Annotated in this window: 8 protein-coding genes and 3 rRNA genes; 10 read left to right on the top strand and 1 reads right to left on the bottom strand. The window is 60.1% G+C overall.

Features of this window, described 5'->3' with window-relative positions:
- The first annotated feature begins 46 nt into the window (after positions 1-46).
- The 4 genes from tyrS (at position 47) to rrf (ending at position 7,211) form a co-directional block, all read left to right on the top strand.
- Positions 47-1,351, top strand: a complete 1,305-nt coding sequence (gene tyrS, locus HCR84_RS09690; protein WP_166981670.1) for a tyrosine--tRNA ligase — start codon at positions 47-49, stop codon at positions 1,349-1,351.
- A 534-nt stretch (positions 1,352-1,885) separates the two neighbouring features.
- A 16S ribosomal RNA gene (locus HCR84_RS09685) occupies positions 1,886-3,417 on the top strand.
- A gap of 439 nt (positions 3,418-3,856) precedes the next feature.
- Positions 3,857-6,998 (top strand): 23S ribosomal RNA (locus HCR84_RS09680).
- A gap of 96 nt (positions 6,999-7,094) precedes the next feature.
- A 5S ribosomal RNA gene (gene rrf / locus HCR84_RS09675) occupies positions 7,095-7,211 on the top strand.
- The 16S, 23S and 5S rRNA genes sit together here, the layout of an rRNA operon.
- A 129-nt stretch (positions 7,212-7,340) precedes the next feature.
- Here the strand turns inward: rrf and HCR84_RS09670 are convergent.
- Positions 7,341-8,303, bottom strand: coding sequence for an NAD(P)H-dependent flavin oxidoreductase (locus tag HCR84_RS09670; RefSeq protein ID WP_166984513.1), 963 nt, complete (start codon positions 8,301-8,303; stop codon positions 7,341-7,343).
- A gap of 90 nt (positions 8,304-8,393) precedes the next feature.
- Here HCR84_RS09670 and HCR84_RS09665 point away from each other — a divergent pair, with 90 nt between their 5' ends.
- The 6 genes from HCR84_RS09665 to recN are packed head-to-tail and all read left to right on the top strand — an operon-like array spanning position 8,394 to position 14,306.
- The gene (locus HCR84_RS09665; RefSeq protein WP_195706623.1) at positions 8,394-9,668 is read left to right on the top strand and encodes a hypothetical protein; all 1,275 of its coding nucleotides are present in this window, start codon (positions 8,394-8,396) and stop codon (positions 9,666-9,668) included.
- Positions 9,649-10,671: an HAD-IIA family hydrolase gene (locus tag HCR84_RS09660; RefSeq protein WP_434063560.1), complete on the top strand. Its 1,023-nt coding sequence runs from the start codon at positions 9,649-9,651 to the stop codon at positions 10,669-10,671. Before HCR84_RS09665 ends, HCR84_RS09660 begins: the two co-directional genes overlap by 20 nt.
- A 44-nt stretch (positions 10,672-10,715) precedes the next feature.
- The gene (locus tag HCR84_RS09655; RefSeq protein WP_166984515.1) at positions 10,716-10,883 is read left to right on the top strand and encodes a hypothetical protein; all 168 of its coding nucleotides are present in this window, start codon (positions 10,716-10,718) and stop codon (positions 10,881-10,883) included.
- Positions 10,880-11,686: a TlyA family RNA methyltransferase gene (locus HCR84_RS09650; protein ID WP_166984516.1), complete on the top strand. Its 807-nt coding sequence runs from the start codon at positions 10,880-10,882 to the stop codon at positions 11,684-11,686. The genes HCR84_RS09655 and HCR84_RS09650 overlap by 4 nt, the downstream gene beginning before the upstream one ends.
- Complete coding sequence (locus HCR84_RS09645; protein WP_166984517.1) at positions 11,683-12,588, top strand: NAD kinase; 906 nt, start codon at positions 11,683-11,685, stop codon at positions 12,586-12,588. Before HCR84_RS09650 ends, HCR84_RS09645 begins: the two co-directional genes overlap by 4 nt.
- On the top strand, positions 12,585-14,306 hold the full coding sequence (gene recN, locus HCR84_RS09640) for a DNA repair protein RecN (RefSeq protein ID WP_166984518.1): 1,722 nt from the start codon (positions 12,585-12,587) through the stop codon (positions 14,304-14,306). Before HCR84_RS09645 ends, recN begins: the two co-directional genes overlap by 4 nt.
- Positions 14,307-14,308 lie beyond the last annotated feature (2 nt).

Raw genomic sequence — 14,308 nt, 5'->3', positions numbered from 1 at the left:
AAAGCGCGACGAGTTGAGGGAGGACGGCGCTGGTACTGTATTGAACGTGTCGAATCCCGCGCTTTCCCTTCAGAAAAATGATGCTGCCTTTGATGACGTTTGGGACGAACTCGTGTGGCGAGGACTCGTTCAGGTGTCGACAGATGAATCGGCGTTGAAAGAGCTCCTCGGTGGGAAGCCGATCACCTATTACTGTGGGTTCGACCCGACGGCGGAGAGCCTGCATCTTGGGCACCTGGTTCAGTTGCTCACCCTGCGACGGCTTCAGCTCGCTGGCCACAAGCCGCTCGGTCTCGTCGGTGGCTCGACCGGTCTAGTTGGTGACCCGCGCCCCTCGGCCGAGCGCACGCTGCAGACAAAAGAGACGGTCTCCGAGTGGGTTGCCTCGCTCGGTGCCCAAATCGAGAACTACCTGAGCTTCGAGGGTGACAATCGCGCCCGCATGGTGAACAACCTTGATTGGACGGGCGATCTCACCGCTATCGACTTCCTCCGGGATATCGGCAAACACTTCAGAGTCGGTGCGATGCTCAAGAAAGACGCCGTCTCAGCGCGTCTCAATTCAGATGCGGGAATCAGCTTCACCGAGTTCAGCTACCAGCTCCTGCAGGCACTGGACTTCCTCGAGCTCTACCGCCGGCATGATTGTGTGTTGCAGACCGGTGGAAGTGACCAGTGGGGCAACCTCGTTGGAGGCGCCGACCTGGTGCACCGCGTCGAGGGCGTCAGTGTCCAGGCGTTCGGCACGCCGCTGATCGTCAACTCAGACGGCACAAAGTTCGGCAAGAGCGAGGGCAACGCCATTTGGCTCAATCCCTCCATGACCACCCCGTATGCGTTTTACCAGTTCTGGGTGAATGCAGCGGATGCTGATGTCATCGACCGGCTCAAGGTCTTCACGTTCCTGAGCAGGGCAGAAATCGAAGAGTACGCAGCCACGGTCGAAAACGAGCCGTTCAGGCGCGAAGCGCAGAAGCGACTGGCGTGGGAGGTGACATCCCTTGTGCACGGAGAGGCGGCGACGCAAGCCGCCATCGATGCAGCGGGTGCCCTTTTTGGCCAGGGCGATCTGACCGCACTCGACGAGGCGACTCTTGAGGCTGCCCTCTCCGAACTGCCGAACACGGCGAGCACATCAGGAACCGGCGCGAGTGTCGTGCAGCTTCTTGTCGACACCGGGTTGACGAAGAGCCTCGGCGACGGAAGACGTGCCATCGAACAGGGTGGCGTCTACCTCAACAACACAAAGGTGGCGGCGGCGGATGCTGTCGCAGATCAGCTGCTCCATGATCGTTTCCTCGTGCTTCGGCGCGGAAAGAAGACGCTCGCCGGCGTCACCGTCACGCCCTGAGCAGACGCTCGAAACGGCGGCTGTTCTCTGCGGGGAACGGCCGCCGTTTTTTCGGTGTCGGGAACGCAAATATCCGACGGTCACTCACGACACGCCCGGGCGCCAGCCGTGATTTGCCGAGCGGGTGAACTCTGCGTAAAGTATTCATCTGTCGCCACAAAGGTGCCGAAGAGCGAGAAGCTCACGGGCCTCAATCGGCGAAATCACCCTCACACAGCTTCGATGTTACGTCGAAATAGCTTGTGCGTCGGTGGTAAGATTGGAAGGTTGCTCCAGAGTGATGTGCTCCTGTTTTGGGGGTGTTGATTTTGGGTGCGTCTGGTCCTTGAGAACTCAATAGCGTGCACATGTCAAATGCCAATTATTTGAACCTCGGCCTCGCGTTTTGTGGGGTTGGGATTCCTTTGAAATTGATTGATTGATAGCGAATGTCAGCAATGATGTTTGTTTTGTCATGATTGAACTTGTGATTCGCCTCTTTTGGGGTGTTTCGCGTTGATGTTTGCTGGCTGTTTTTTGGTCAGTTTTTATGCATTTACGGAGAGTTTGATCCTGGCTCAGGACGAACGCTGGCGGCGTGCTTAACACATGCAAGTCGAACGATGATGCACCAGCTTGCTGGTGTGGATTAGTGGCGAACGGGTGAGTAACACGTGAGTAACCTGCCCCTGACTCTGGGATAAGCGCTGGAAACGGTGTCTAATACTGGATATGACTCATGACCGCATGGTCTGTGGGTGGAAAGGGTTTTACTGGTTGGGGATGGACTCGCGGCCTATCAGCTTGTTGGTGAGGTAATGGCTCACCAAGGCGACGACGGGTAGCCGGCCTGAGAGGGTGACCGGCCACACTGGGACTGAGACACGGCCCAGACTCCTACGGGAGGCAGCAGTGGGGAATATTGCACAATGGGCGAAAGCCTGATGCAGCAACGCCGCGTGGGGGATGACGGCCTTCGGGTTGTAAACCTCTTTTGTCAGGGAAGAAGCTTCTTGTAAGTGACGGTACCTGGAGAAAAAGCACCGGCTAACTACGTGCCAGCAGCCGCGGTAATACGTAGGGTGCGAGCGTTGTCCGGAATTATTGGGCGTAAAGAGCTCGTAGGCGGTTTGTCACGTCTGCTGTGAAATCTGGAGGCTCAACCTCCAGCCTGCAGTGGGTACGGGCAGACTAGAGTGCGGTAGGGGAGATTGGAATTCCTGGTGTAGCGGTGGAATGCGCAGATATCAGGAGGAACACCGATGGCGAAGGCAGATCTCTGGGCCGCTACTGACGCTGAGGAGCGAAAGGGTGGGGAGCAAACAGGCTTAGATACCCTGGTAGTCCACCCCGTAAACGTTGGGAACTAGATGTGGGGGCCTTTCCACGGTCTCCGTGTCGCAGCTAACGCATTAAGTTCCCCGCCTGGGGAGTACGGCCGCAAGGCTAAAACTCAAAGGAATTGACGGGGGCCCGCACAAGCGGCGGAGCATGCGGATTAATTCGATGCAACGCGAAGAACCTTACCAAGGCTTGACATATACGAGAACGGGCCAGAAATGGTCAACTCTTTGGACACTCGTATACAGGTGGTGCATGGTTGTCGTCAGCTCGTGTCGTGAGATGTTGGGTTAAGTCCCGCAACGAGCGCAACCCTCGTTCTATGTTGCCAGCACGTAATGGTGGGAACTCATGGGATACTGCCGGGGTCAACTCGGAGGAAGGTGGGGATGACGTCAAATCATCATGCCCCTTATGTCTTGGGCTTCACGCATGCTACAATGGCCAGTACAATGGGCGGCGATACCGTGAGGTGGAGCGAATCCCAAAAAGCTGGTCCCAGTTCGGATCGTAGTCTGCAACTCGACTACGTGAAGTCGGAGTCGCTAGTAATCGCAGATCAGCAACGCTGCGGTGAATACGTTCCCGGGCCTTGTACACACCGCCCGTCAAGTCATGAAAGTCGGTAACACCCGAAGCCGGTGGCCTAACCCTTGTGGAGGGAGCTGTCGAAGGTGGGACCGGTAATTAGGACTAAGTCGTAACAAGGTAGCCGTACCGGAAGGTGCGGCTGGATCACCTCCTTTCTAAGGAGCATCTGGCACTCGTTATGGGTGTCCAGCAGGCTGTATCAGGACCGTTCGTGTTCTGGCGGCTAGCTCATGGGTGGAACATTTGATGTGGCCGGCCGGGTGGCTGGGTTGTTGGAGTACGCCTCTTTGGGGTGGGAAACAGTGGTCTGGTTGTTGGGTTGGCGTGCACGTTATTGGGTCCTGAGGGACCAGGTTGGTTTTGCCCTTGTTTTTGGGGTGGGGCCGCGGGTTTCTCGGACCGTGGGTGGGTTCCTTTTTGGGGGCTGCTTTCGGTACCGACCGTACGTTGAGAACTACACAGTGGACGCGAGCATCTTAGAAACACTTTTTGTGTTTCTTGAATGAAAACAATATGTTCGAACAATTTTTTGTTCGGACCATTGGTCAAGATTTGTCTTATTTATAAGATTGATTTCGATTCATACTCATGTTGTATCAAGTTTCTAAGAGCAAACGGTGGATGCCTTGGCATCTGGAGCCGAAGAAGGACGTCGTAATCTGCGATAAGCCTCGGGGAGCTGATAAACGAGCTTTGATCCGAGGATTTCCGAATGGGGAAACCCGGCTGGGGCCTGTTATGGGTGCCTGGTCACTCCCGTCTGAATGTATAGGGCGGGGTGAGGGAACGTGGGGAAGTGAAACATCTCAGTACCCACAGGAAGAGAAAACAATAGTGATTCCGGTAGTAGTGGCGAGCGAACCCGGATCCGGCTAAACCGGTCATGTGTGATACCTGTCAGGGGTTGCATGGTCGGGGTTGTGGGACTTTTCTCATCATGCTGACATGTGGTGGGCGTTGTGAGTGGTATAGGCGAACGGTTTTGAATGACCGGTCAGAGAGGGTGCGAACCCCGTAGCTGAAATGCCATGATCGCGTGAAGAGTATCCCAAGTAGCACGGGGCCCGAGAAATCCCGTGTGAATCTGTCAGGACCACCTGATAAGCCTAAATACTCCCAGATGACCGATAGCGGACAAGTACCGTGAGGGAAAGGTGAAAAGTACCCCGGGAGGGGAGTGAAATAGTACCTGAAACCGTTTGCTTACAATCCGTTGGAGCAGCCTTGTTGCTGTGACAGCGTGCCTTTTGAAGAATGAGCCTGCGAGTTAGCGATATGTGGCGAGGTTAACCCGTGTGGGGTAGCCGTAGCGAAAGCGAGTCTGAATAGGGCGATTCAGTCGCATGTCCTAGACCCGAAGCGAAGTGATCTATCCATGGCCAGGCTGAAGCGTGTGTAAGAGCACGTGGAGGGCCGAACCCACTTCAGTTGAAAATGGAGGGGATGAGCTGTGGATAGGGGTGAAAGGCCAATCAAACTTCGTGATAGCTGGTTCTCTCCGAAATGCATTTAGGTGCAGCGTTGCGTGTTTCTTTCCGGAGGTAGAGCTACTGGATGGCTAATGGGCCTCAACAGGTTACTGACGTCAGCCAAACTCCGAATGCCGGAAAGTGAGAGCGCAGCAGTGAGACGGTGGGGGATAAGCTTCATCGTCGAGAGGGCAACAGCCCAGACCACCATCTAAGGTCCCTAAGCGCGTGCTAAGTGGGAAAGGATGTGGAGTTGCAGAGACAACCAGGAGGTTGGCTTAGAAGCAGCCACCCTTGAAAGAGTGCGTAATAGCTCACTGGTCAAGTGATTCCGCGCCGACAATGTAACGGGGCTCAAGCACGCCACCGAAGTTGTGGCATTGACATTAGTAACCAAGCCGCACGTTTTTCGTGTTGGTTCAGGTGTGTTGATGGGTAGGAGAGCGTCGTGTGGCCGGTGAAGCGGCGGTGTAAACCAGCCGTGGAGGCTACACGAGTGAGAATGCAGGCATGAGTAGCGAAAGACGGGTGAGAAACCCGTCCTCCGGAAGACCAAGGGTTCCAGGGCCAGGTTAATCCGCCCTGGGTAAGTCGGGACCTAAGGCGAGGCCGACAGGCGTAGTCGATGGACAACGGGTTGATATTCCCGTACCGGCGAAGAACCGCCCAAGCTAATCCAGTGGTGCTAAGAGTCCTAGCCATGACACGGAAGCTTCCTTTTCGAAGGGGGTGGATGGTTGTGGTGAACGCTCGACCCCATGCTGGTGCGGTTAGCGTATTAACAGGTGTGACGCAGGAAGGTAGTCGGTCCTGGGCGATGGTAGTCCCAGGCCAAGGCTGTAGGCCGGGAGATAGGTAAATCCGTTTCCCGTGAAGGCTGAGAGTTGAAGGGGAACCCGTAAAGGGTATGATCCGATGATCCTATGCTGCCAAGAAAAGCATCGACGCGAGGTTCTAGCTGCCCGTACCCCAAACCGACACAGGTGGTCAGGTAGAGAATACTAAGGAGATCGAGAGAATCGTGGTTAAGGAACTCGGCAAAATGCCCCCGTAACTTCGGGAGAAGGGGGGCCATCCGCTTATACCGCCTTGCGCGGGAAAGGGTGTGGTGGCCGCAGAGACCAGTGGGAAGCGACTGTTTACTAAAAACACAGGTCCGTGCCAAGTCGCAAGACGATGTATACGGACTGACGCCTGCCCGGTGCTGGAAGGTTAAGAGGAACGGTCAACCCCTTGTGGGTGAAGCTGTGAATTTAAGCCCCAGTAAACGGCGGTGGTAACTATAACCATCCTAAGGTAGCGAAATTCCTTGTCGGGTAAGTTCCGACCTGCACGAATGGCGTAACGACTTCCCAGCTGTCTCAACCACGAACTCGGCGAAATTGCATTACGAGTAAAGATGCTCGTTACGCGCAGCAGGACGGAAAGACCCCGTGACCTTTACTACAGCTTGGTATTGGTGTTCGGTGTGGCTTGTGTAGGATAGGTGGGAGACTATGATGCGGGCACGCTAGTGTTCGTGGAGTCGTTGTTGAAATACCACTCTGGTCACTCTGGATATCTAACTTCGAACCGTGATCCGGTTCAGGGACAGTGCCTGGTGGGTAGTTTAACTGGGGCGGTTGCCTCCTAAAAAGTAACGGAGGCGCCCAAAGGTTCCCTCAACCTGGTTGGCAATCAGGTGGCGAGTGTAAGTGCACAAGGGAGCTTGACTGTGAGACTGACAGGTCGAGCAGGGACGAAAGTCGGGACTAGTGATCCGGCAGTGGCTTGTGGAAGCGCTGTCGCTCAACGGATAAAAGGTACCTCGGGGATAACAGGCTGATCTTGCCCAAGAGTCCATATCGACGGCATGGTTTGGCACCTCGATGTCGGCTCGTCGCATCCTGGGGCTGGAGTAGGTCCCAAGGGTTGGGCTGTTCGCCCATTAAAGCGGTACGCGAGCTGGGTTTAGAACGTCGTGAGACAGTTCGGTCCCTATCCGCTGCGCGCGCAGGAAATTTGAGAGGATCTGACCCTAGTACGAGAGGACCGGGTTGGACGAACCTCTGGTATGTCAGTTGTCACGCCAGTGGCATCGCTGATTAGCTACGTTCGGGATGGATAACCGCTGAAAGCATCTAAGCGGGAAGCCGGCCTCGAGATGAGATTTCCATCCCCATTTATGGGGGAGAGGCTCCCAGTAGACGACTGGGTTGATAGGCCAGATGTGGAAGCACCGCAAGGTGTGGAGCTGACTGGTACTAATAAGCCGATAACTTGATAACACCAACATGCTGCATGTTCGCGTCCACTTTGTGGTTCCTGACGCACGGTCAGAACCAAACAACACACACACGTGTGTTCATAGCGTCACAGACTGTTACGGCGGTCATAGCGAGAGGGAAACGCCCGGTCACATTCCGAACCCGGAAGCTAAGGCTCTCAGCGCCGATGGTACTGCAGGGGGGACCCTGTGGGAGAGTAGGACACCGCCGGACTTAACTTCAGCAACACAGTGTGAAGGCCACCCCAACCAGGGTGGCCTTCACCAGTTAACCCACCAGCTCACTGTTGGTGGCTAGCACAAGGGGCATATACCCAATTCGGTATATGCCCCTTTTGCGTATCTAGTTTTCCTCGGGGAGGTAGTCGCAATATGTGGCGAAGTCGTGAAGGATCTCGGCTGCCGATTCGACGCGCGTGATCATGGCTGAACCCTCTCCTGAATAGATGGGCGCGACGTCGAAACGGTCGCGAGCTCGAGCATCCTTCATGTCGTCGGTGATCTCGTCAGATGCTGCAACGCGTTGCTCGAGCAGCTCTTCGCGCCCGTTCCACGTGCGACTGAACGTGTTTGACAGCGCCCGACCGCCGTAGTGGGGTGGCCACGCTCCACGTTGGGCAATGTCGAAGACTCGCGTATAGACGGTGTCGCCGCTTCGCGCATTGATGACCCGTTGCCGTGCAGCATCCGAGAATTGCGACTCCGTGGCAACGGTGAACCTCGTGCCGATCCAGGCCCCGACCGCTCCTGCCGTCATGACCGCTGCGAGGCCTCGCGGCGTCGTCACGCCGCCGGCGGCCAGGATCGGAATCGCCGTGCGCTCTGCGGCCAATTGGAGGAAGGCGAGGGTGCTGATCTCATTCCGGCCATGTCCGCCCGCCTCCGAGCCGCGCACGATGATGCCGTCGACGTTCGCGCTGACGGCCTGTTCGAGCTCGATGACGTTTCCTACCTGGGCAAGCAGAACAGCTGGCGTGTCTCGCACCGCGGCAAACGCATGCTCTGAGTGCCCGAATCCCAGCGTCACAACAGCGGGCCGGTGTGCAAGCACCACCTGAAGCGGAGCCATGTCGCGGTCGAGGGCAAAGGAGAGAAACCCCGCGCCCCAGACAGCACCTTCGCGCTCGAGGCGTTCGCCTGCCGAAGCCAGTGTCTCGAGGTTCGGCGTTCCCGAGACGCCCACCATGCCGATGCCGCCAGCCGCGCTGACGGCGGAAGCAAGATCAGCGCCTGCAGCGCCGGCCATCGATGCGTTTGCGACGGGAACGTTCCGGGTGGCGAGCACTTTGAGTAGCGCGTTCATCATGATTTCAGTCTATTGACGTAAGCTGGATCCGGATCGGCTACAGCTGGTCCCACAAACTCAATATGCGCATCCGACCAGGAGGACCCCACAATGACGAACGACAGCGACGACTCAGAGCGCTCTTCGGAGTCGCGTCGGGGCAAGGATGCGCGCGATCGGCACTCTGATGCCGGTCGTGGAGCCCAACAGGGTTCTCGAGACAGCGGTCGCTCTCGAGACAGTGATCGTCGCCCTCCCCGCGATGGCAACCGCACGAACACGCCGCGCACCGGCGGCGACCGGCGGCAGCCCCGCGACGGAGCTCGTCAGTACGCGCCGCGTGATGGTAACCGGCGTCCTCCTCGCGACGGGGATCGTCGTTTCGAGAAGCGTGACGGCGAGCGTCGGCCCCCGCGTGACGGTGACCGTCGTGGAGGCCGTCCCGAGCGTGGAGGCCGCCCCGACCGCGGTGGTTCACGTAATCAACAGCTGTGGACACGCGACGGCAAACCCGCTCGTGGCGACCGCAACGCACCGGCACACGAGGAAGAACTCACAGAAGAGCAGATTCGACAGCGTGAGCTTCGGTCCGTGCGACCTCGGCACGATGACCCCGAGATTCCCGACGAGATCACAGACCAAGACCTGCACAGATCGGCCCGCAACGAGCTCAAGACGCTCTCGAAGGAGAACGCCGAAGGCGTGGCCCGACACCTGGCCATGGTGGCTCGACTCATCGACGATGACCCGGAGCTGGCCCACAGGCACGCCGTGAGCGCCTCCCGCCGCGCCGGTCGCATCGCTGTTGTGCGAGAGACTCTGGCTGTCACTGCGTATCGAACGGGTGACTTTGCTCTCGCCCTCAGAGAACTGCGCACCTATCGCCGAATCAGCGGCTCAGACGAGCAGCTTCCGCTGATGGTCGACAGCGAACGCGGCGTTGGCCGCCCGGAACGCGCGCTTGAGCTCGGTCGCTCGGTCGACAGATCGACGCTGAGCCCCGGGGTGCAGGCAACGCTCGCAATTGCGATGTCCGGCGCCCGACTTGACCTCGGCCAGGCCGCGCTTGCGCTGAGTGAACTGCAGATTCCTCAACTCGACCCGACAGTCGCATTCAGCTGGAGCCCCGCGCTTTTCCACGCCTACGCTGAAGTTCTCGACGAGCTTGAGCGGCATGAGGAGGCGGACGTCTGGCGGTCACGCGCGGAGATCGCCGCCGCGGCGCTTGACGAGGCGGATCGGGTCGACGAAGACGAGACGATCGTCGTCGTCGAAGAGGAGCAGGAGCTTTCGCCCGAGACAGGCGAAGCCGATGCAGAGGTTTCCGAGGAAGACACGAACGAAGACCAGGAGGCCGTTGACGGTGCTGGGCCGACGCAAGACTAAGACCGTGATGCCGCTCGAGGGAATCGATGCGGTGCTCGCCGATCTCGACGGAGTCGTCTACGCCGGACACAGGGCGATTCCGCATGCCGTAGAAAGCCTCACACGGGTGACCGAGAGCATCCGGGTTGGCTACATCACCAACAACGCAGCCCGCACCGATGCGGCCGTGGCCGAGCAGCTGCGCGGGTACGGCCTCGAGACGACTGCGCGCGACGTGATCACGAGTCCGCAAGCCGCCGTTCGCCTCCTGCGCACAAAAGTGCAGGATGGGGCGCTCGTGCTGGTTGTGGGCGGTGAAGGACTTATCGATGAGCTGACGAAGGCCGGCTATCGGGTGACGAGAAGTTCGGAGGATCGTCCGGATGCTGTCGTACAGGGGTTCGCCCCGGACGTCGACTGGACGCAGCTTGCCGAGGCCGCCTACGCCCTGCAGGATGGCCGCGAAGCAAACGACCTGCCCTGGATCGCGACAAATACCGACTGGACGATACCCCGCGATCGTGGAATCGCCCCGGGCAACGGGACCCTCGTCTCTGCGGTGCACACGGCCGTCGGGCGCCTTGCCGAGGTGGCGGGCAAACCAGAGGTTCCGATCTTCGAAGAGGCGAAGCTTCGCTTCGACTCGCAGCATCCGCTCTTCATCGGCGATCGCCTCGACACGGACATACTCGGGGCAAACAGGGCAGGCATTGCCTCGCTGCTCGTTCTGACGGGTGTTGACCGGGCAAAGCACGTTCTCGCGGCGCCAGAGGGCTCGCATCCTAATTTCGTTGTGTCCGATCTGCGTGAACTGTTTGAGCCGTATCCGGTCACAGACCTCTCGCGTGACAACACGCAGGCGAAGGTCGGAGACGCCGTTGTGCGCGTGGAAGACGGCAGACAGATCGTCATCGCTCGCGAGGGCGATTCCGCCCTCAACCGGCTGCGTGCCGCCAGCGCGGTGATCTGGGCAAGTGGGCGCCAAATCTTCGGCTTCAACGTTCCCGAGCAGCTCTACTCGTAGCGTGCCTGCCCAGCACCGTTGCGGCGAGCTTGTACGCTAGGCATGTGACGAACGATGAAGAGCAGGGCTCGATAGCTCCCGACGCGCTCGTGTCGCGTTTGTCTCTGATCGAGGAACGCCCACTGGCAGAGCGTGCCGACGCGTATGGTCGCCTGCACGACGAATTGAATCGGGTGCTCGAGGGAAGCGACAACGAGGGCTCTGCACGGTGACGGCTCGCCGTCTCGACGCAGTGCTTGTCGCGCGCGGGCTCGCGCGCTCCCGGGCTGCGGCCGTTGACCTGATTGCATCGGGAAGCGTTTCGGTTGACGACCGGCCAATTGTGAAGCCGTCAACGCAGGTAGGCGAGCGTGCGCGCATCAACGTCTCTGGCGCAGACCACTACGTGAGCAGGGGAGCCCACAAGCTCAACGCTGCCCTCGACATCTTCGGCTGTGCCGCAGCGGGGAGGCTCGCTCTCGACATCGGAGCATCGACAGGTGGCTTCACGCAGGTGCTGCTCGAGCGGGGCGCGCGCGAGGTGATCGCTCTCGATGTCGGTCATGATCAACTGGCTGCGTCGCTCCTCGATGACTCCCGTGTTCGCGTCATCGAGGGTTTCAACGTTCGCGATCTCAGCCGTGAGGCACTTGCCGAGCACGCGGGCACCGCAGAGATTCCCAGCATCGTCGTCGGAGATCTTTCGTTCATCTCGCTTCGATATGTCTTCGCTCCGCTGCGACAGGTTATCGACGATGACGCCGATGTTGTCGTGCTGATTAAGCCGCAATTCGAAGTTGGCCGCACGGGAGTGCGCGAAGGCATTGTGAAAGATGCCGGCCGCCGCATCGACGCCGTGCAGTCCGTGCTCTGGTCTGCGTGGGATTCCGGGCTCGGAGTGGTTGGTCTTGAACGCTCGCCCATTGCGGGAACGCATGGCAACTCCGAATACCTTGTGCACATGCACGCACAGCACGGCTCGAATCCGACAGAATGGATGCTGCGAGCAGAACAACTTGCGGGAGGTGCCGAATGACCACGACGCGGTCGATCCTGGTCGTTTCGCACACGGGACGCGCCGACTCCATTGAGGCGGCGGCCAACGTCATGCGTCAGCTCAGAGAATCGGGCATTCGCCCCGTGCTCGTTGAGGAGGAGCGCGAGCAGCTTCTGCGTGCCGGTGCCGACATCGAGGGAGTCGATACGCTCGACGGTGAGCATGTCGACGATCTTGAGCTCGTGATGGTTCTTGGAGGCGACGGCACGATTCTGCGGGCAGCCGAGCTGGTGCGTGACCACGCCGTGCCCATGCTCGGCGTCAACTTGGGGCACGTTGGCTTTCTTGCAGAACTCGAGCGAGACGACCTCGCGAACGCCGTGCAGCGCGTCGTCGCGCGAGACTACGGGGTCGAAGAGCGCATGACTCTCGACGTGTCGGTCACCATCGGCGGCGATGTCGTGTACGAGACGTGGGCGCTCAACGAGGCGACGGTGGAGAAAGCAAGTCGCGAACGGATGCTGGAGCTCGTCGTCCAGGTGGATCAGCGCCCGCTCGTGTCGTTCGGCGCCGACGGTGTTGTGATCTCGACGCCGACCGGATCGACAGCGTACAACTTCTCGGCGGGAGGCCCGATCATCTGGCCCACCGTCGAAGCGATCACGCTCGTGCCGCTGAGCGCGCACGCCCTTTTCGCAAAGCCCATTGTGATCGCCCCCGACTCGACGTTGGCGATCGATGTTCTCGGTCGCAGCGACGGCATCGGAGTGCTCTGGTGTGATGGCCGACGCACGTTCGAACTCGAGCCGGGCTCCCGCGTCAACGTCGAGCGCTCCGACACACCGGTGAAGCTCGCACGCCTTCACGACAGCCCCTTCACCGACAGGCTCGTGCGCAAGTTCCACCTCCCCGTGAGCGGTTGGAGGGGGCCCGCCGCATGATCGAAGAGATCGAGATCTCCGACCTCGGTGTCATTGCCGGCGCGACGCTTCCGCTCGGCCCCGGTTTCACCGCGATCACGGGAGAGACAGGGGCGGGCAAGACCATGGTCGTCACCGCGCTTGGCTTGCTTCTCGGCGGGCGTGCGGATGCCGCGACGGTGCGCTCTGGCGCATCGAACGCGAGAATCGACGGGCGCTGGGTCGTTCCCGAGACGGGCATCGTCGCCGAGCGCGTCGGCGAGGCAGGGGGAGACGTCGATCCGTTCGGATCTAACGGAGACGCCGAATTGACGCTTGGCCGCACCGTGACCGCCGAGGGTCGAAGCCGTGCACAAGTTGGGGGCCGCAGCGCTCCCGTTGGAGTGCTCGCCGAGCTCAGTGGGCACCTGGTAGCCGTTCACGGGCAATCGGACCAGATTCGCCTCCGCTCGCAGTCGGCACAGCGCGATGCGCTCGATCGCGCGTCCGGTGCCGAACTTGACAGTGCGCTCACGCGCTACCGCGCCGCATTCGACAGTTGGCAGGCAAACTCGGCAGAGCTCGACGTGCTCACCCATGACAAGGAGACGCGTGAGGCAGAGGCCGAGAGCCTGCGCGCCGCCATGGACGAGATCGAACAGGCAGCCCCGCAGCCTGGTGAAGACGACACGCTCGCGGCGACCGCCGAACGACTGACGAATCTCGAAGAGCTGCGGCTCGCCGCCGCGGGTGCCAGGGAAGCGGTATCGACGGAGCTGGCCGACGGTGAAGACGTTCTGGCGCTCATCGAAAATGCGCGCCGGTCCCTCGAACGGGTCGCGGACGTCGACGAAGCGCTGCAGCCCATTGCCGAACAGCTGCAGAACCTCAGCTACCTTGCCTCGGAGACAGCGGGTGAGCTCTCGAGCTATCTCGCCTCGCTCGACGCCGACGACAGCCATGAGCTCGAAGCGATCAATGAGCGGCGGGCGCTGCTCACGACGCTCACGCGCAAGCACGGACCAACACTCGACGACGTCATCGCGACGCTCGAGCGCGGCAGCACACGCCTGCTCGAGCTCGACGGTGACTCTGAGCGCATCGACACGCTCACCGCACAGGTCGACATCGACGCGCACGAACTCGACGAGGCAGCATCCACCCTCACCGACTGCCGCCGGGCAACTGCCGAGCGTCTGGGGGCGGCGATCAGCGACGAGCTCTCGGCGCTGGCGATGCCCGACGCCACTGTCGTCATCGAGGTGACAGACAAGGGCGAGTACACGCGATCGGGGCGCGACGCCGTGGCATTTCTGCTGCGACCGCACGTCGGGACCGAGCCTCGTGCGCTGTCGAAGGGGGCATCCGGAGGTGAGCTGTCGCGCGTGATGCTGGCGATCGAGGTGGTGATCTCGGCAGCCGATCCGGTTCCCACCTACGTCTTCGACGAGGTGGACGCCGGTGTCGGCGGAGCAGCCGCAATCGAGATCGGCCGTCGCCTCGCTCAGCTCGCGCGACACGCCCAGGTGATTGTCGTCACCCACCTGGCACAGGTCGCCGCATTCGCGTCGAACCACCTCACTGTTGTGAAAGAGAGCGACGGTTTCGTGACAGCATCGAGCGTCACGCGCCTGGAAGGCGACGCTCGAACGGCCGAGATGACGCGGCTTCTGTCGGGGCTCGCCGACAGTGATTCTGGACGCGCCCACGCCGAAGAGCTGCTTGAGCTCGCTCGGCAGAGAACGAAGATGGTAGGATAAAA

It is taken from the genome of Paramicrobacterium fandaimingii (assembly GCF_011751745.2).
GTDB classification, from domain to species: Bacteria; Actinomycetota; Actinomycetes; order Actinomycetales; family Microbacteriaceae; genus Paramicrobacterium; species Paramicrobacterium fandaimingii.
This window is presented reverse-complemented; position numbering and strand designations above follow the sequence as displayed.